15 protein-coding genes and 1 pseudogene are annotated in these 18,717 nt (G+C 62.2%); 5 read left to right on the top strand and 11 right to left on the bottom strand.

Annotated elements, in window-relative coordinates:
• Nucleotides 1-116 precede the first annotated feature (116 nt).
• A pseudogene (locus ACQ4WM_RS20935) lies at nucleotides 117-569 on the top strand (metal-dependent hydrolase); the annotation flags it as partial.
• A gap of 148 nt (nucleotides 570-717) precedes the next feature.
• On the opposite strand, the gene ACQ4WM_RS20930 reads toward ACQ4WM_RS20935, so the two are convergent.
• The 4 genes from ACQ4WM_RS20930 to ACQ4WM_RS20915 form a co-directional block, all read right to left on the bottom strand.
• On the bottom strand, nucleotides 718-1,626 hold the full coding sequence (locus tag ACQ4WM_RS20930; protein ID WP_436548578.1) for a pirin family protein: 909 nt from the start codon (nucleotides 1,624-1,626) through the stop codon (nucleotides 718-720).
• A complete protein-coding gene (locus ACQ4WM_RS20925; protein WP_436548577.1) occupies nucleotides 1,623-2,021 on the bottom strand; it encodes an OsmC family protein in 399 nt (132 codons plus the stop codon). Before ACQ4WM_RS20925 ends, ACQ4WM_RS20930 begins: the two co-directional genes overlap by 4 nt.
• A gap of 86 nt (nucleotides 2,022-2,107) precedes the next feature.
• Nucleotides 2,108-4,429, bottom strand: a complete 2,322-nt coding sequence (locus tag ACQ4WM_RS20920) for an SUMF1/EgtB/PvdO family nonheme iron enzyme (RefSeq protein ID WP_436548576.1) — start codon at nucleotides 4,427-4,429, stop codon at nucleotides 2,108-2,110.
• A 19-nt stretch (nucleotides 4,430-4,448) separates the two neighbouring features.
• Complete coding sequence (locus ACQ4WM_RS20915) at nucleotides 4,449-6,749, bottom strand: coiled-coil domain-containing protein (RefSeq protein ID WP_436548575.1); 2,301 nt, start codon at nucleotides 6,747-6,749, stop codon at nucleotides 4,449-4,451.
• 323 nt (nucleotides 6,750-7,072) lie between these two features.
• On the opposite strand from ACQ4WM_RS20915, the gene ACQ4WM_RS20910 reads away from it, so the two are divergent.
• From ACQ4WM_RS20910 to ACQ4WM_RS20900, 3 genes are all read left to right on the top strand, one after another.
• A complete protein-coding gene (locus ACQ4WM_RS20910) occupies nucleotides 7,073-7,309 on the top strand; it encodes a hypothetical protein (RefSeq protein ID WP_436548574.1) in 237 nt (78 codons plus the stop codon).
• A gap of 182 nt (nucleotides 7,310-7,491) precedes the next feature.
• Entirely contained in the window at nucleotides 7,492-8,187 is a 696-nt protein-coding gene (locus ACQ4WM_RS20905; protein ID WP_436548573.1) for a YXWGXW repeat-containing protein, read from the top strand.
• A 114-nt stretch (nucleotides 8,188-8,301) separates the two neighbouring features.
• Nucleotides 8,302-9,330, top strand: coding sequence for a transporter (locus ACQ4WM_RS20900; protein ID WP_436548572.1), 1,029 nt, complete (start codon nucleotides 8,302-8,304; stop codon nucleotides 9,328-9,330).
• A 4-nt stretch (nucleotides 9,331-9,334) separates the two neighbouring features.
• Here the strand turns inward: ACQ4WM_RS20900 and rnk are convergent, their stop codons facing one another.
• Together rnk and ACQ4WM_RS20890 are read right to left on the bottom strand one after the other, a co-directional pair.
• The gene (rnk, locus tag ACQ4WM_RS20895; protein WP_436548571.1) at nucleotides 9,335-9,742 is read right to left on the bottom strand and encodes a nucleoside diphosphate kinase regulator; all 408 of its coding nucleotides are present in this window, start codon (nucleotides 9,740-9,742) and stop codon (nucleotides 9,335-9,337) included.
• A 204-nt stretch (nucleotides 9,743-9,946) separates the two neighbouring features.
• A complete protein-coding gene (locus tag ACQ4WM_RS20890) occupies nucleotides 9,947-11,635 on the bottom strand; it encodes a peptide chain release factor 3 (protein WP_436548692.1) in 1,689 nt (562 codons plus the stop codon).
• A gap of 397 nt (nucleotides 11,636-12,032) precedes the next feature.
• Between ACQ4WM_RS20890 and ACQ4WM_RS20885 the strand changes: the two genes are divergently transcribed.
• Nucleotides 12,033-12,842, top strand: a complete 810-nt coding sequence (locus tag ACQ4WM_RS20885; protein WP_436548570.1) for a Crp/Fnr family transcriptional regulator — start codon at nucleotides 12,033-12,035, stop codon at nucleotides 12,840-12,842.
• An 85-nt stretch (nucleotides 12,843-12,927) separates the two neighbouring features.
• Here ACQ4WM_RS20885 and ACQ4WM_RS20880 read toward each other — a convergent pair whose 3' ends face one another.
• The 5 genes from ACQ4WM_RS20880 to pheT form a co-directional block, all read right to left on the bottom strand.
• Nucleotides 12,928-14,325 carry a sensor histidine kinase gene (locus ACQ4WM_RS20880; RefSeq protein ID WP_436548569.1) on the bottom strand — a complete coding sequence of 466 codons (1,398 nt, stop codon included), beginning with the start codon at nucleotides 14,323-14,325 and terminating at the stop codon, nucleotides 12,928-12,930.
• A 157-nt stretch (nucleotides 14,326-14,482) separates the two neighbouring features.
• Nucleotides 14,483-15,115, bottom strand: a complete 633-nt coding sequence (locus tag ACQ4WM_RS20875) for a response regulator (RefSeq protein WP_065309215.1) — start codon at nucleotides 15,113-15,115, stop codon at nucleotides 14,483-14,485.
• Nucleotides 15,116-15,303: 188 nt separating this feature from the next.
• Nucleotides 15,304-15,732 (bottom strand): MerR family transcriptional regulator, encoded by a 429-nt coding sequence (locus ACQ4WM_RS20870; protein WP_436548568.1) that lies wholly within the window; start codon nucleotides 15,730-15,732, stop codon nucleotides 15,304-15,306.
• A gap of 10 nt (nucleotides 15,733-15,742) precedes the next feature.
• The gene (locus tag ACQ4WM_RS20865; RefSeq protein WP_010399205.1) at nucleotides 15,743-16,090 is read right to left on the bottom strand and encodes an integration host factor subunit alpha; all 348 of its coding nucleotides are present in this window, start codon (nucleotides 16,088-16,090) and stop codon (nucleotides 15,743-15,745) included.
• Between the two features lie 176 nt (nucleotides 16,091-16,266).
• A complete protein-coding gene (pheT, locus tag ACQ4WM_RS20860; RefSeq protein WP_436548567.1) occupies nucleotides 16,267-18,693 on the bottom strand; it encodes a phenylalanine--tRNA ligase subunit beta in 2,427 nt (808 codons plus the stop codon).
• Between the last annotated feature and the right edge of the window lie 24 nt (nucleotides 18,694-18,717).

The following is an 18,717-nucleotide window of genomic DNA, read 5'->3' as shown; positions in this document are numbered from 1 at the left end:
ATAATGCACTGGATTTGTGCAAATTGCCTCGCATGACGCCCTTGCGTACTGTATATTCATCCAGCTAAACTCCCCCGACGTTTTACACAGCGCGCACAGCGTGTTTTACATTTCCTATGGCTTCAACTAAAGCGCACCATGCCACTGGCTGGGCGGCCGGCGTGATCGCCGCAGCGCTGGTGGCGCATGCGGACGCTGGCGGCCCGTATCAATTGCTCAGCATGCTCGCCTTCGCGATGGGCGCACTGGGCGGCACCGCGCCCGACTGGCTGGAAGTGGCCTGGTGGGCCCCTACGCGCCGGTTGTGGATCACGCACCGCACCTGGACCCACTGGGGCCTGGCCTGGATCGCCCTGCTGGTCTACACCTATTTGCAACTGCCCCATCATGCATGGGCGCCACCGCTGTTCGGCTTTGCCGCCGGCGGCATCATGCATCTGCTGGCCGACTGGCCCAATCCACTGGGCGTGCCGTGGATTATCCGCCGCCACTCGCTGCGCTGGTGGAAGAGCGGCCGCCACGACCTGATCGTGATTGCCACCGCCTGGCTGGCCGCCACCCTCGTGGCTGATCACGTCTTTTTCGACGGCATCCATTTGCAGCGCGCCACCAACTTCGTACAGCGATGGCCGCTATGGTCGAGCGAATGGATGGTAGCGGCCTGGAACACCATGGTGCAAAGTCTGCGGGAATGGCGGCTGGGCCCAGGGTCGGACTCTACAGGAACTGGGGCGCAGGCCTGGCTGGCGCCTTGGGCAGCGCGATGAACTCCGTCTCGCCCGGCACCTGCCCCATGCGCTGCGCGCTCCAGTCCTCGCCCGCCTGCACCAGCCGTTCCCTGCTCGACGAGACAAAATTCCAGAAAATGAACCGCGGACCGTCGAGCGACTCGCCGCCGATCACCACGAACTGCGCCGCGCCGGCACCGGCACCGGGGCCGGCAGTGACCACCGGTACCGCATTCGGTTCCAGCAGCGCCATGGTGTGCGGCGCCAGTGCCACGCCATCGACCAGCACTTCGCCACTGATCGGGTAGATCGCCGCCTCCGCCGGCAAGCCATCGAGCTGCAGCGTTTGTCCGGGCTGCAGCGCCACGTCCAGATACACGGTTTGCATATAGGTGCGCACCGGTGAGGTCTGGCCGAAGGCGGTGCCAATCAGCACTTTCACCACCGCGCCGTCGAGTGTCACTACCGGAATGTCGGCTTGCGGCGTATGGGTAAAACTCGGTTCGTCTTCCTCATTGGCCTTCGGCAGCGCGGCCCACAGCTGCAGGCCATGCGTGCGATGCGGCTGGCCGGCCAGGTCGCCCGGCGTGCGCTCGGAATGAACGATGCCGCGCCCGGCCGTCATCCAGTTGATGGCGCCAGGTTCGATGCGCTGGTACGAGCCGATGCTGTCGCGGTGGTCCATCGCGCCTTCGAACAGATAGGTGACGGTGGCCAGGCCGATATGCGGATGCGGGCGCACATCATGGTTGGCGTCGGGCGCCACGTCGATCGGGCCGAAATGGTCGAAAAAGATAAACGGACCAACGGTCTGCTTGACGCTGGACGGCAGCAAACGGCGCACCACGAAGCCGCCGCCCAGGTCTTTTTCGTGGCTTTTGAGGATGGGCGTGCTCATGCCAGCACCGTCGTGATTTCAGTCGTCACGGCCGTCATCAGCTTGTGGATCGGGCATTTGGCGGCCGCGCCCAACAATTCATCGCGCTGCGCGTCGGACAGGTCGCCGGTCAGGTGCAGGCTGACGGCCAGCCGGTACACGCCTTTGCGTTCTTCGCTGGCGTCACGCTCGGTCGACACCTCGACGTTTTCAAGCGGTATGCCCTTGTGTCTGGCGTACCAGACCACCGTCAGCGCCTTGCAGGCCGACAAAGCAGCGTCGTACAGGTCGTGCGGCGACGGGCCGGAATCACCGCCGCCTTCGGCCACCGAGCCGTCGGCGGAAAGGATATGGTCGCGCACGTGCACGATATGGCGCATCGGTTGCGACTGGTCACGGATGGCTTTGATGGTCATGGCATTCCTTGCAGCGTTTGGGAAAGCCACAATTTACACCGTTTGCGGCACTTGCGCAGCTTGCCTGATGGCAGGGCGTCAAGGGTTCAACCGAGCTGGCGCGCCACGCGGAAGCCGACGATATCGTTCGACAGCACGATGGAGAAACCGTTGCGGATGGCCGAGCGCAGATAGCGCGGATGATACAGCCAGGAGCCGCCACGCAGTATGCGCCGGCTGGTGTCGCCACAGTCTTCCCAGGCGCTGCCGTCGCATGGCGCACCGTCGTAATTGTCATGCACGATGTCCTGCACCCATTCCCACACATTGCCGTGCATGTCGAACAGGCCCCAGGCATTCGGCGCAAAGGTATTCCTGGCGCTGGTGCCGCCCCGGTACTGGCCGCGCGGGCCGCCGTTGTACACGTACAGGCCGTCGAAATTGGCCTCGTCGGTGCTGATGGTGTCGCCGACATTGAACGCGCTGCGGGTGCCGGCGCGGCAGGCATATTCCCATTCCGCTTCGCTGGGCAGGCGATACAGCTGGCCGGTTTTTTCGCTGAGCCAGGCCAGGTACAGCTGGGCGTCGTTCCAGCTCACGCCCACCACCGGATGCTGCTCGTTCTGCACGAAGCCGGGATTGTCCCAGTCGGTTTCCGCGCCGGCCCTCTCCCAGCCTGTCGCCTTGACAAAGGCGCGCCACTCTCCCACGCTGACCGGATGGACCCCCAGCGCAAAGCCGCGCTCGATGCCGACCCAGTGCTGCGGTTTTTCGCGCTCCAGCCAGCCCTGTTGCGAGCCGGCCTGCAAGGCCGCCTTGTGCTCTTCTTCGCTTGCGCCCATCTGGAAGCGGCCGCTGGGCAGGCATACCAGCTCCGGCCCCTGGCCCGAGCCGTCGAGAAAATCGTCGCGCAGCAGGCCGCTTGGCGCAGCCACCAGCGCGGGCGGCTCCACCCCGGTTTCTGGTTCGGCGACAGGTGCCACTGCCGCGGTTGCAGCCGCAGCAGCCGGTGCAGCGGCGCGGCTGGCTTCTTCTTTGCGCGCCCTTTCCTGTTCGGCGCGGTAGGCCGCTTCCGCCTTGGCCTGGATCGCCTTGCGCTGCAACTGCTGGTGTTCGCGCAGTGCGGTGGCGGCATCGGCTTCGCGCCGCGCACGCAGCTGGCCACGCAGCGCTTCCTTGCGCAGCTTGCGCGCTTCTTCCGCTTCGAACTGGCGCTGCGCTTCCTGCTCGCGGCGCAATTTGTCGAGACGCTGTTTTTCCAGCGCCGCCGCTTGCGCCTCGGCTTTTCTGCGCTGCTCCTGCTCTTCCTCGCGCCGGCGCGCTTCTTCCCTGGCCTGCTCGGCGTCCAGCGCCGCCTGCTTTTGCCGCGCGGCCGCGCGCGCACGTTCCTGGCGCGCCTGTTCGGCCAGTTCCTCGGGCGACGGCCCGGCCGCCCGCTCCAGCATTTCCAGCAAGGCCAGCACCGATTGTGGACGCAGTTCCGGCGTCATCGAAAAGCCGTTCTGCAGCACCTGCCACTGGGCCGCCTTGAGCGCTGGCGGCTTTGATGGCAATTGCTCGGCATTGCGCACGCCGTCAAAAGGCATGCGCCCTTCGAGCATCTGGTAGATCATCACCGCCACCGCATACACATCGAGGCGCGGGCTGGGCTGGCGCTGGTGGGCGCCGGCCTCGGGCGCGCGATAGCCTTCCGTGCCCGCGTTCGGCGTTTCCAGCCCCAGGCTGCTGCCGGCGTTGCGCACGCGCGAAGCGATGCCATAGTCGAGCAGCTTGACGTCGCCCTTGCTGGTCAAAAAAACATTGCCCGGCTTGATATCGCGGTGTACCAGCTTGTGCTTTTCCCATGCATACGAGAGCGCGTCGGCGACCGGCTGCAGCAACTCCTGTATCGCCGCCAGTGCCAGTGATCCCTGGCGGGCCAGATAATGCTCCAGGTCTTCACCGTCGAGGCATTCCATGATGATGAAGTAGCTGGTGGTGGCGGGGTCCTGCGCCCATTCGTACACACGCACGATGTTTTCATGCGCCAGTTTGCGCGCCTGTGTCGCCTCCTCGATCAGCAGCCGGGCATGGGTGGCGCTTTGCGTCAGCTGCGGCGGCAGGATTTTCAGCGCCACCATTTCGCTGCTGCCCAATTCGGCATGCGTGGCCAGGTCGGTGGCCTGCCACACCTGGCCCATGCCACCGGTGCCGATCAGGCGCTCGAGGCGGTAACGGCGGTTTTGCGGGCCGATCTCCTGGCCCGTCATGAAACCGAGCTCCGTTCCCTGGCGCACCGGCGGCGCCACCGTTGCCGGTGCGGCGCCGGGCGGCGCGTATTCGGCGTCGAGGATGGCGTTCTTGCGGCGTTCGAATTCCTGCTCGCTGAGCAGTCCGTCGTCGTGCAGGGCGCGCAGTTCTCGCAGCTTGTCTCGTGCTTTTTGTGTCATCTGGAGTACGGGGCTTGCATCAAGGCTGCACTGCCACGCCGCAGGCGGCGCAGAATTTGTCTTCCGGATGGCCGGCCCGCAGCGCGTGGCCATTGCTGCAGCAGCGCGCTGGTGCGCTGCCGGCCACCGCCTGCGCCACCGCCACGCCCAATTGTGCCTGCGCGCTCAAGCCGTGGCTGTGCGCCGCGTTCTGCAAGGCGATCAGGTCGAGCTGCTGGCGCCGTTCGCGCTCGGCCTGCGCTTCCATGTATGCACGCTCCTGCGCCACGCCGTCTTGCGCCATGCGCATGGCCTGTTCCGGCGCGATGCTGTTCTCGGCTGCCGCCAGCGCGGCCAGCGCATGGATCTGTTCGGCGCTCATGCCGGCCTGCAACTGGGTTTTCAGCACCTGCGCCAGCACGGCCGCATTCGGCCCGGCTGCCATCGCCACCTTGCCGGTGTCGCTCAGGGTGCCGATTTTTTCAATGCGGTCGATATCGATACGTGCCAGTTCGGCCGCATGCGCCTGTTGCGCCACCAGCGCTTCGTAGTCGTTTTTCCAGCGCGCGTAATCGTGTTCGCGCTGCTGCGACATGGCCAGCAAGTCGCGCTGCCACTGTGCTTCCTGTTCCAGCTGGCGCAGCTGCTGGCGCTGTTCTTCGATCGCCAGCGCGTCGAGCTGCGCCAGATGCGATTGCTGGTGCAACTGGCGCGCATGCACGCCGTCGGCTTCGATGGTGCGCAGCAGTTTTTCTTGCTGGGCAATAGCTTCTTCGCGCGCGCCGCCACGGCGCAGCACGGCGACTTTTTCAGCGATCTCGGCTGCCTGCACCTGCGCTTGCTCATCCTTGTGCGCTTCGGCGCGCAGCAGTTCGCGCTGGCGCGCCAGCTGCATCTGGTCTTCCCACTCCTGCAGCCGCTCTGCTTCGCGCTTGCGCGCGGCGTTGGCCAGTACGGCGCCCTGCCAGGCCGCCTTGTGCTGTTCTGCTTCCAGCTGCGCTTCGCGCTGCGCAGCATCCTGTTCGGCCTTGTGCAGGCGTGCCAGCTGGGCGCGGCGACCTGCTTCATCGTCGATCAGCAGCGCGCTTTCCACCTGCTGGGCGATGGCCTGCAAATGCACCTGGTGCGTGAAACGCTGCTGGGCCAGTTGCAGCTGTTCGCGCCCGCTCAGCTGCGACAATTCCAGTTCGCTGCGCATCTTGATACCCGCCAGCGCGCGCACATGCTGCCATTCGGCTGCTTCATCGGCGTGCTTGGCGCCCTTTTTCGCCAGCTCCTGTTTCAGCTCCTGCAGCGCCACGGCGGCGCCATGGTCGAGCGCCTGGCGCTGCGATTTCGCCTCCAGGATGCGGCCATACAGGTCGATCTGGCGGCCCCGCAGCGCTTGCAGGCGTTCGGCTTCCTGGTGCGCCAGTTCGGCCTGGCCTACCTTGGCGTCCTGCTGCAGTTCCAGGCGCCGCTGTGCATGGCGCAGTGTCAGTGCTTCGCGCGCGATGCGCTGCAGTTCTTCTTCGTCGTAGAGCTGGTCCAGCTGGCGGCTGCGCTCAAGCGCCTGCTCGCCGTCCGGCGCCTGCAAGCCGCCCAGCCACAAGGTGCCGATGCAGGTCTCGTCGACGGCCAGCTTGTTGTGGCGCAGCGCCAGCGTCTCCACGCGCGCCACCGCCAGGCCCGAAGCAGCCAGGCGCTGGGTCAGGGACGATTGGAGGCGTTCGTTGAACTGCGGGCGCAGGTCCTCGTTGGCATCCATCTCGCGCAGCGCGCGGCTGCCGGTAAATTCCAGCGCGATCTGGCGCACCGAGGGCAGCAGCAAGGCATGCAGGTGGGCCAGGGTGACGGCGCCCGGCGCACGCATGAACTGGCGCGCAAAGGCGTCGGGCTGGCCCAGCGCGATATCGACCTGAAAGGTAGCGGCGATCTGCAACTGCTCGGTACTGGCCAGCGACGGCAGCTCGAATGTCAGCGAGACCGGCGCGGCGCGCGCGATCAGCACTTCAGCCGGACGCGCCGGCAGCAACTGCGGCAGGCGCGCAAAGAAGGCAGCGCTGTCATAGTCGCCGGTCGGTATCGAGGTGAAAGCGTTCGACTGCACGATCCAGGCACGTGCCTGTGCGGACACCTGCAGGCGCTTGCGGGCGTCGCCAAACAGCGACGACAGCTCGCGCACGCCGAAGAACAGGGCCAGCTGGTCGTCGGCCAGGCGCCACTGGTTGGCATGCAGCACGGCGTCGTTGCCGGGGGTGCCGAGCGACAGCCCGCATTGCGCGCAATAGCCTGCGGCTGCGGCATTCTTGTGTTCGCAACGGGGGCAGCGGGCGCCGCCAAAACCAAACAATTGGAACATGTGTGACTCCTGATGATGATGTGATCCGCGCATGCTGCGATGTCGATTCTAGCAGCAGCGCCAGCGAAGCGCGGCGCGGCGCGTCGAACGCGCGCGCGCACTCCTGCCCAGTTGTAAATGATGCCACATGGCAATTAGCTTCATAGGGCAGGATACAGGCCTGTTTCCCCCTCAATTCAAGCGGTGGCCCCGGCCAGGCATTTCAGCGCCCGTTTTTTGCCGTTGATGCCGCAAAAATCGCGGCTGGTCGCAAGTGCATGGCGGCATGCGGGGCGCATGGCTACAGTACATACATCCCCACCCGCCAACCGAAAGGAAGCATCATGAAAACCCTGAAAAACTTCGAAGCCATCTTCACCGTCGCCGTCGCCATCGCCTGCTCGGCCAGCTATGTCAGTTTCATGCAAGCGCCTGCCGGCAAAGCCAGCGCGGCCCAGTCGGCCAGCGCCAGGCATGTCGTGACCGTCACCGCCAAACGCCTGACGGCGCAGGAAAAGCAGCTGTCGCTGCTGGAAGAACGCCAAGCAGAACAAGGCATTACCACCGCCAGCATCCTGTGAGCGGCGCATGACCAGTACCGTGCCCGGCGCCTGCCACCCCGCGCCGGGCCATGCGGTTGTATCACCGCCCGATACACAGGCGCACAGCATTGTGTCAGTTGTAATAAGTTAATTCAAAGCCGCAAACACCGCCGGCAAGTCGCTATAGTCCATTTCAAGCAATCACCGAAATGGAGACGGAAATGAAACCAATCGCACTCTACGCAGCAGCCATGCTCGCCATCAGCACCGCAGCCTTCTTGCCAGCGCAAGCCATGGCGCAAAACCAGGTCGGCGTCCGTATCGTCGTCAACGACGCACCGCCTCCACCACGATTCGAAAGCGTGCCACAAGCGCGGCGCGGCTATGTCTGGGCGCCAGGCTACTGGAACTGGGACGGCCGCCGCCATGTCTGGGTCAATGGCGAATGGCTGCGCGAACGCAGCGGCAACCAGTATCGCCGCGCCGAATGGATACAGGAGAACAACCGCTGGCGCCTGGACCGTGGCGGGTGGGTCACGGTAGCGCAGCCGGTACGCTATGAAGAGATCCGCATCGCCCCACCGCCACCACGGCGCGAAGTGATACCGCGTCCGCGCAACGGCTATGTGTGGGCACCCGGTCACTGGGAATGGCGCGGACAAAGGTATGACTGGACCCCGGGCGTGTGGATCGCCGAACGTCCAGGCTACGTCTATACGGCACCAGCCTGGAACCAGCGCGATGGCCGCTGGCGCCTGGAAGAGGCGCGCTGGGTACAGCGTGGCCCGAACGGCGACCGTGACCACGACGGCGTGCCGAACCGCTACGACCACAACGATGGCCGGGGGCGCGACAACGACCACGATGGTGTGCCGAACCGCGATGACCATCGCCCCAACGATCCGCGCCGCTATTGATCGTTGAGTTGACACCGACAAGGCCACCGCATGCGGTGGCCTTGTCATATTCCGGTCATGTAACAGGCGCATACTCGCACGACGATCATTTTATCTGCGCGGGACACAATCAAGATGGCGATGGAAACTGCCGGTTTTACCTATGGCTCGGACACCTCGGGCCTGGTCTGGGGCTTCCTGTTTGGCCGCCAATCCCAGCCTCTGGCGCTGGACTCGGACGCGGCGCTGGCCTGGCTGGCGCCCGGCGCGCTACGCCAGCCGAACGAATTCGTCTGGCTGCATTTCAATCTGTCGCATGCGGCCAGCGAAAAATGGCTGCATGCGCACACCCGGCTGGCCGACGAATTCTATGAAACGCTGCATCTGGGTTCGCGCTCGACGCGCATCGAACAGGCGGAAAATACCCTGATCGCGGTGGTCAACGATGTGGTGCACAACTTCAGCTTCGAAGCGTCCGATATCTCCACCATGTGGGCCAGCGTGGCCAAAGACCTGGTCATCACGGCGCGCCGCGCACCACTGCAGTCGATCGAGCGGCTGCGCCAGGCCGTCATCAAGAATCATGAGCCGATACGCTCATCGGTGGAATTGCTGGTGCATCTGCTGCGCGACCAGGCCGATGTGCTGGTCAATATCGTGCGCGATGCCGTGGCCAGGGTCGACGATATCGAAGACCATCTGCTGGCCGGGCGCCTGGTGCCCAAGCGCGAAGACCTGGGCGCCATGCGGCGCGTGCTGGTGCGCTTGCAGCGCCTGCTGGCGCCGGAGCCGGCGGCCCTGTTCCGGCTGCTGCAGCGCCCACCTTCCTGGGTGCAGGAACTGGACAGCCTGGAATTGCGCCAGTCGACCGAGGAATTTTCGGTGGTACTCAGCGACATGTCTTCGCTGCAGGAGCGCATCAAGCTGCTGCAGGAGGAAATCGCGGCGCGCGTCAATGAAGAAAATAGCCGCAGCCTGTATGTGCTGACCATAGTCACGGTGCTGGCCCTGCCGATCAATATCATCGCCGGCATGCTGGGCATGAACGTGGGCGGCATCCCGCTGGCCCAGCACCCGCACGGTTTTGCCATCATCGTCGCCATTATCGTGACATTCACGGTGGTGGCAGGGTGGCTGGTAGTGCGGATGCAGCAGAACAGCTAGGGCATTAACGGTGGTATTCGCCGGCACGCTCGGGCTGGTAGAGCAGTTCCTCGATAGTGACCTTGACCACGCCACCCGGCATTGGCCAGTCCATGCTGTCGCCGACCGACAGTCCCAGCAGCGCGCTGCCGACCGGGGCCAGCACCGAGATACGGTCAGGCTGGCCGTCGACGTCTTTCGGGTAGACCAGGGTCAGGCGAAACTCTTCCTTGTTCTCGACTGTGAAGCGCACGGTGGAATTCATGGTCACCACGGTGGGCGGAATTTCATGCGGCTCGAGCACGTCGGCACGACCCAGCTCTTCGAGCAAGGCGGCCTTGTCGGGCGACAGATTGTTTCCCATTGCGTACAACAATGTTTCCAGTCGTTCCAGGTCCTGTGACGACAAAATAATTTTTGGTTTTTTTTCCAAGATATCCTCGCTGATGAATATAAAGAGGCTGCCCGCTTGAAGCAGTAACAAGCCCACGATTATCAGAGCGATTATGGACGAACTTGCCCGCCGGGACCAGAGCGTTCGGCTATTCTGGCGCGCAAACCCTGGCCCGGCTGAGACATCCACTTTGCCGCCAGATGACGGCTGTACTGCAGGCTTGAGCGCCTGCAGTACAGGGCATCAGGCCAATTTGGCCGAATGCTCGCGCGTGGCGTGGAAGGTGAGCTTCGGCCAGCGCTCTTCGGTCAAACGCAAATTCACGCCGGACGTCGCCAGGTAGGCCATGTTGCCGGCCGCGTCATAGGCCACGTTGTGACCCAGCGCATTCTCGAAATCCTGCAAGATGCGCTTGTCGTCGCAGCTGACCCAGCGCGCGCTGCTGATGCTGGTGCCTTCGAACACGGCGTCGACGCCATATTCGTTCAGCAAACGGCTGGCCACCACTTCGAACTGCAGCACACCGACCGCGCCCAGCACCAGTTCGCCACCCTGCACCGGTTTGAAGACCTGCACTGCGCCCTCTTCGCCCAGCTGTTGCAAACCCTTGTGCAGCTGCTTGATCTTCAGCGGATTGCGGATCCGCACCGAGCGGAAGAAGTCCGGCGCAAAGTACGGGATGCCGGTAAAGGTCAGCAGCTCGCCTTCCGAAAAACTGTCGCCGATCTGCATGTTGCCGTGGTTCGGCAAGCCGATGATGTCGCCCGCGTACGCCTCTTCCACCTGTTCGCGCGAGGAGGCCATGAAGGTCACCACGTTCGATACCTTGATCTCGCGCCCCAGGCGCAAGTGCTTGACCTTCATGCCGCGCTCGAAACGCCCCGAGCACACGCGCAAAAAGGCGATGCGGTCGCGGTGGGCCGGGTCCATATTGGCCTGGATCTTGAACACGAAGCCGGTAAACGGCTGCTCGGCCGGCGCCACCGAACGCACGGTGGCATCGCGTTCGCGCGGCGCCGGCGCCCAGTCGACCAGCGCCGACAGAATCTCGCGCACGCCGAAGTTGTTGATGGCCGAACCGAAGAACACCGGCGTCTGCACGCCGGACAGGAACTCTTCCAGGTTGAACGGATTCGAGGCGCCATGCACCAGTTCCACTTCCATGCGCAACTGGTCCATCTCGAGCGGGAACATCTCCTGCAGGCGAGGGTTGTCGATGCCCTTGATGATCTCGAAGGCGCCGTCGGCTTTTTCCTCGCCGGCCTTGAACAGCATGATCTCGTCGTTCAGCAGGTGATACACGCCGCGGAAGTTCTTGCCCATGCCGATCGGCCAGGTGACGGGCGCGCACTGGATCTTCAGCACCGATTCGAGTTCGTCGAGCAGGTCCAGCGGATCGCGCGTCTCGCGGTCCATCTTGTTCATGAAGGTGACGATCGGCGTATTGCGCATGCGGCACACGGCCAGCAGCTTGATCGTCTGCGCTTCCACGCCCTTGGCCGCATCGATCACCATCAGCGCCGAGTCGACCGCCGTCAGCACGCGGTAGGTGTCTTCCGAGAAGTCCTGGTGGCCGGGGGTGTCGAGCAGGTTGACGACGTGGTCGCGGAACTCGAACTGCATCACCGACGATGCCACGGAAATGCCGCGCTGCTTTTCGATTTCCATCCAGTCAGAGGTCGCATGGCGGCCCGATTTACGGGCTTTCACGGTACCGGCCATCTGGATCGCGCCCGAGAACAGCAGCAGTTTTTCGGTCAGCGTGGTCTTACCGGCATCGGGGTGGGAAATGATGCCGAAGGTGCGGCGACGCTGCACTTCGCGTGCGATCACGGCCGGCGCCTTGCTGCCCGTTGCGGCTGCGGCAGAAGGCTCTGCGCCGTCCTGAATGTCGGTGGAATCCGGGGTGTTGATGTCGTTCTCGTTGGCCATATTGGTGACCATGATATGGCCCTCGCAAAAAACCCTCGATTTTACAGAAGGAACGTCCTTCCGTGTGAACTGTTCCACTCTCGGCAACAGCAAATATGGCTGCATGTGCGGATACAAGCCGTCTTTTTCACTATTGCATATGTTCAATTTCAGGAACTCCGCTATCACAAAATCTCGCGGGATGTCGCAAGAATGGATATCAGCAGAACCTCTGTAGGACCAGGACTACAAAGCCGCCTCAATTGAGACTACAAAGTGGCGACTGCTAATCTTATGTTCGCCAAATACATACCCCCTTAAAGTAGCGACATCGCGATCTGCACTGCGCGGCGGACAAAAAGATATCCACCACCCAGTAGCAGACGCACTCCGATGTAAAAAGCCTGCGAGGAACAAAATGAACCACACTCAACTGAACGCCCCGGTCCAAAAGAATCAGATGCTGCCGCACGCCATGCCTGCGGCCGGACGCGAGATCAAGCTTGGGTCGCGGGTCAGCCTGAGCAGCGCACAACAGAATGAACTGCTGGGCGCCCTGCCACGTGCTGCGCTTGAATCGCTGTTCGAACACCTGGAACTGGTCGAGATGCCTTTCGGCAAAGAGCTGTATGCCTACGGTAACTGCCTGGAATACACCTACTTCCCGACCACCGCCATCGTATCCCTGCTGTACGTGATGGAAGACGGCGCCACCACCGAGATCGCCGTGGTTGGTCATGAGGGCGTCGTTGGTGTGTCGCTGGTAGCCGGTGAACGCGCCATGTGCACCGCTGTCGTACAAAGCGCCGGCTACGGCTATCGCCTGAAAACGCAGAGCTTGCGTGAAGCCTTCAACCAAGGCGGCGCCCTGCCCCAGTTGCTGATGCGCTATACCAATGCACTGTTTGCCCAGATGGCACAGAACGCAGTTGGCGGCCGTCACAGCTCGATCGAACAAAAGCTGTGCCGCTGGTTGTTGGACCGCCTGGACCGCTCGCCATCGAACGAATTGAAAGTGACCCAGGAACTGATCTCCATCATGCTGGGCGTGCGCCGTGAAAGTATTACCGCTGCCGCCGGCAAGCTGCAGGATGAAGGCCTGATCCATTATCGCCGCGGCAATATCACGGTGCTCGATCGCGCTGGCCTGGAAGAGTACGCCGGCGAATGCTACAAGGTTGCCAAGACCGAATACGACCGTCTGCTGCGCGACGTCGCGCGCTGCTGATCACGGTAGCTGAACGCTGACAAAAATGGCCGTACATGCTTGCATGTACGGCCATTTTCTTTTGAACAGCTCGTTGTCGGTGTCGCTAGCTTCCGGCCGGTTCTGGCGCCAGGGGCAGTGGTATCAAGGCCTCGACGCAAGTACCCTTGCCTTGCGGCCCGGGCTTGACGGTCAGGCTGCCACCGAGCAGCAAGGCTCGTTCGCGCATGCCCAGCAAGCCGTGCGACATCGGCTTTTGCAAAGCCTCTTCGGTAATGCCGATACCATCATCGATCACGCGCAGCACCAGCCCCGCTTCATTACGCTTCAGGCTGACGCTGACCATGCTTGCCTTGGCGTATTTCAGGATATTGGTCAGCGACTCCTGCACGATGCGGAACAACGCGATCGCCAGGGTGGTTTCGCGGTTGTCGATATGGATGGCGACATCGGTATCGCAGCGCACGGAGCTCATGCGTGCAAAATCCTCGCAATAGCTTTCGATGGCGGCACACAGTCCCAGGTTGTCGAGCAGGCTGGGGCGCAGATCTTCGACGATGCGCCGCTTCAGCGCCACTGTTTCAAGCAAGGTGGCCTTGGCGTGGCGCAGTTGCGCCGCCAGTTCGGGATGGGACTGCGCCAGCTGCTGCGTGACGGCGCCCAAGTCCATGCTGATCGAGGTCAGATTGGCACCGAGTTCATCATGCAACTCGCGCGCCAGCCGCGCCTTTTCCACCTCATTGACACTGATCAAATGACGCGACAATACGGATAACTGTTCGGTACGCTTGACAACCGTTGACTCCAGAGTGTCATTGGCGTTTTTCAGCGCGAACTCGACCGCCGCGCGATTCTGGAAGCTGCGCCGCACCAGCTGGTAAAACATGATCAGCACCAGGATCGCCAGGCCGTTGATGCCGATCCCCAGCAACACGGCTTTCTGGTACTCACGGTAGAAGGCAGCGCTGCCGGCCGCCAACGCTTCGTTCTGCTCGCGTACCATGATCACCACCTGCAGGCGGATTTCATCCATGGTGGCGCGCTCGTCACTGACCCTGGCGATATTGACGATATCGGCCAGGCCGCCCTGCTTGTAGACATTGATGGTCTCGTCGAGGGTCATCATCTTGCGGCGTATCAGGGTCTTGAGCTGGAGCAGGTTTTTGAGCTGGCTTGGACTGCCCTGCAGCAGGATCTCCAGGCCCTTCAACTCATTGTCGATTTCGGCGGTGGCGGTACGCGACGGCCCCAGGTAGGCGTCTGCATTGGAAATGAAATAGCCGCGCAAGCTGCTTTCGGCATCGAGCACCAGCACGTTCAGGTATTGCAGGCGATCAGCCACCTTGGCGCTCTGGGCCAGCAAGGTATTCGTGCTCTTCAGGGTTGCGAGGTTGTGGTACAAGCTGAAGCCATTGAGCACCAGCAACAAGGCGCAGGTGACACAAAGGATGGTCTTATACAGAGGCAGGCGATGATACGGCGCCGGTTCGACGGTGAAATACATCCTGGTGTGCATCCTTAGCAAGGTTCAGCGCGGCAGAGAACGCCCGCGCCGGCCAATTATAACCCTGCTACAAAGTGCCGCACCGTACGCTACCTGGCCAGGCCTTATGGCCGGCTGGTAGGCTGGACGACCATGATCACATGGCCATGCTGCCCGCTTAATCCAATAAATTGTTTTTCATGGCGTAATACGTCAGGTCGCTATTCGATTGCAAACCCATCTTTTCCATGATGCGCGTGCGGTAGGTGCTCACCGTCTTGATGCTCAGCGACAGCGCCACGCCGATATCGGACACGGTGGCGCCGCGCGCCAGCCGCAGGAAGACCTGGAACTCTCGGTCCGACAACTCCGTGTGCAGGGCCGCGTTGGTATCGCGGTCGAACGACTGCGCCAGCAACTCGCCCACGGTCGAGCTGACATAGCGCCGGCCCTGGTAGACGGTACGTACGGCGGTCATCAGCTCGTCGGCTTCGCACTCCTTGTTCAGATAGCCATTGGCGCCCATCTTGAACAGGTTCAGTGCGTATTGCTGGGCCGGATAGCCGCTCAGTATCAGCACCGGCAATTCCGGCTGGCCCTGGCGGATCGTGCGCAGCGTATCGATGCCACTCTGGTCAGGCATGGCGATATCGAGCAGCAATACATCACATATTTCGCGGCGGGCGATATCAAGCGCTTCACGCCCGGTACCGGCTTCCGCCACCACATTAAAATCGTCAGACGATGAAAAAATCTGCTTGAATCCGGCTCGTACTATTTGGTGATCATCACAAATGGCAACGCGTATCATTGTTTCCCCTTAAATTTTCCTGGCTTGGGAAAGACTACCGGTGCATGGAGCAGCACCGGTTCAGCGTCACTAACAAAAACGCAACTATCGTATTATAAGTAAATTGCGCACGGCGCACCTTACATGGCGTGCGTAACACCATTTTAGTCAAAAAACAGCGTTATCAAACGACCCGACCCATATGGGTACTAATCCGGTTTTAGCAAGGCGAGAATCGCAAATAATTCGCTGCGTATCGACTCGCGGTCCAGCGGCACTTCTTGGGGCAGCGGTGGACTGGTGTCCGGCACCGGAACAGCGCCGTTGTCGAGTTCGATACCGGGCGCCAAATGCAGGCCGCCACGGCTGTCGAGCTTGTTTCGCGCACCGCTGATGGTAAAGCCCTGCTCGTACAGCAGCTCGCGGATGCGGCGTATCAACAGCACCTCGTGGTGCTGGTAATAGCGGCGGTTGCCACGCCGTTTCACGGGTTTCAGCTGGGAGAACTCCTGCTCCCAGTAACGCAGCACATGGGGCTTGACGCCACACAGCTCGCTCACCTCGCCGATCGTGAAATAGCGCTTGGCCGGTATCGGCGGCAAAGCGATCAACTCGGTTTTACTGATGCGCTCGTTCATCGCCACTCACTCAGGCAGCACGGGCCAGCGGACTGGTCTCTTCGACCATGCTTTTCAGCTTCTGGCTGGCATGGAAAGTCACCACGCGGCGCGCAGTGATGGGAATTTCTTCACCGGTCTTCGGGTTGCGGCCCGGACGCTGCGGTTTGTCGCGCAGCTGGAAATTGCCGAAGCCGGACAGCTTGACGGCTTCGCCGCGCTCAAGCGCGTTGCGGATCTCGTCAAAGAAGGTCTCGACCATGTCTTTCGCTTCGCGCTTGTTCAGGCCGACCTGTTCGAACAGCAGTTCGGCCAGTTCCGCCTTGGTCAAGGTGGGTAGATCTTTTTCCGCTTCCTGGCGCACTTTGGCAACCAGCATGGCACGGTGCAAATCGGCGGCCAATGCGGACTGCAGTACGGCGGAATCAACGTCGCTGTTATTAATTTTCCTGCCCTGCCTTTTCTGTGCGCCCGCGTGCCGCATGGCACGAACGGGACAATATCATTGAACGACAAACAGGCCAGCGCAGTGCGCCGGCCTTGCTTATCGCTATGTTACGAACGCAGTTTCGCGTCATGGCCCTGCTTTGCCGCCTCGATCAGCACGGTCATCAGGCTGTCGACCACATCGTCTTGCAGGGTGTTTTGAGTATCTTGCAAGCTAATCCGGAAAGCAAGGCTTTTTTCATCCGCTTCCAGCCCTTTTCCGCGATATTCATCAAATAAAACAATGGCTTGCAAGACACGCGCTGCCGCGCTGGCCTGCGCCGCCGCCTGCAAGGTGTCGAGCAGATCTTGCGCCGCCACCGTCTGCTTGACAAGCACCGCCAGGTCGCGGCTGGCACCCGGGAACTTGGAAATTTCCGCGTACACGGGCACCACGCGCTGCGTCAGGGCCTCGGCATCGACTTCGAACAGCACCGGCGCTTGCGGCAGGTCATACTTCTGCATCCAGCGTGGGTGAATTTCACCGATAAAACCGATCACCTTGCCATCGAGCTCCACATTGGCCGAACGGCCCGGGTGCAGCGCCGGGTGTTCCGCCTTGCTGAAACGCAGCACCTGTGGCGCGAACAACGCTTCCAGGTCGGCTTTCACGTCGAAGAAATCAACCGTGCGCGCCGCCTGGCCCCATTGCTCTTCGGCCACAGGGCCGTAGGCCAAGGCCGCCACCCGTTTTGGCTGGGCGTAGCCAGCCACCGACAGGGCACCGTTCTGCACCGCTTCATCGCGCTGATAGATGGCGCCCACTTCAAAAATGCGCACCCGGCTCGTTTTGCGGTTCAGGTTGTAGCGCACATTGGCGATCAGGCTGCCGATCAGGGACGAGCGCATCACGCTCATCTGGCTGGCAATCGGGTTCTGCAATTTGATCGGCGTGGTATTGCCCGAGAAATCGCGCTCCCATGCACTGTCGACAAAGCTCATGTTGACCACTTCCTGGAAACCCAGGTCGGCCAGTTCATGGCGTACGGCAAACAGCGAACGGGTGTTTTCCGGCGCAATCTGCATCACGTTGGCGGCCACCGGCGGCAAGGCCGGGATATTCTCGAAACCGTACACGCGCGCCACTTCCTCGATCAGGTCTTCCTCGATCTCGATGTCGAAACGATAGCTGGGCGAAGTCACGGAGAAGACGCCGTCGGCCAGTGTATACGGCAATGCCAGGCGGGTGAAGATGTCGGCAACGACGGCGTCGCTCAGCGGCACGCCGATGACTTTTTGCGCGCGCGCGGTGCGCATGGTCACCGGGCTGCGCTGCGGCAGGTTGACCACATGGTCGTCGACCGGGCCGACGGTAGTGGCGGAGGTACCGCAAATTTCCACGATCAGGGCCGTGATGCGTTCGATATGCTCGACGTTGGTCGCAAAATCGACGCCACGCTCGAAGCGGTGCGCCGCATCGGTCGAGAAATTCAAACGGCGCGCACGGCCCTGTATCGCGTTCGGCCACCAGAAGGCCGCTTCCAGGTAGATGCTGTCGGTATCGTCCGAGACCGAACTGGCGTCGCCGCCCATGATGCCAGCCAGCGATTCGATTTCCTGCTCGTCGGCAATCACGCCGATCCAGTCATCGACAGCGACCGTGTTGCCATTCAACAGCTTGACGGACTCGCCAGCTTTGCCCCAGCGAATATCGAGGCTGCCATGGATCTTGGCCAGGTCGAACACGTGGCTGGGACGGCCCAGTTCCAGCATCACATAGTTCGAGATGTCGACCAGGGCCGACAGCGGACGCTGGCCGCTGCGCTCGAGGCGCTGCTTCATCCAGTCCGGCGTGCCGGCTTTCGCGTTCAGGCCGCGAATTACGCGACCCGTGAAACGGCCACACAGGTCCGGCGCGCTGACTCTGACCGGCAATACTTCATCGCTCGACACGGGGACGACAGTGAACTGCGGTACCGTCAAAGGCACGCCGGTCAAGGCCGACACTTCGCGCGCCACGCCCAGCACCGACAGGCAGTCCGCCTTATTCGGCGTCAGCTTGATGGTGAATTTCAGGTCGTTCAAGGCGTAATAATCGCGGAAGTTCTGGCCGATCGGCGCGTCGTCGGGCAACTCCATCAGGCCGGCGTTTTCTTCCGATAATTTCAGTTCGCGCGCAGAGCACAACATGCCTTGCGACTCAACGCCGCGCAACTGGCCGACCTTGATTTCAAATGGCTTGCCGTCGGCGCCAGGCGGCAGTATGGCGCCGGCCTTGGCGCACACCACGCGCAGGCCCGGGCGCACGTTCGGCGCGCCGCAGACGATGGTCAGCATGGTGCCGGTGCCAACATCGACCTTGCACACATTCAGGCGGTCGGCGTTCGGATGTTTCTCCATCTCCAGGACCAGGCCCACCACCACGTTCGAGAACGCAGGCGCGACCGGATCGACGTCTTCGACTTCCAGACCGGACATGGTCAACAGATGGGCCAGTTCGTCCGAAGTCATCTTCGGATCGACCATGGTACGGAGCCAGTTTTCGGAAAATTGCATAATCAAGCCTTCAAAGGGTCAAAG

It is taken from the genome of Janthinobacterium longum (assembly GCF_051380735.1).
Taxonomy (GTDB): domain Bacteria; phylum Pseudomonadota; class Gammaproteobacteria; order Burkholderiales; family Burkholderiaceae_D; genus Janthinobacterium.
This window is presented reverse-complemented; position numbering and strand designations above follow the sequence as displayed.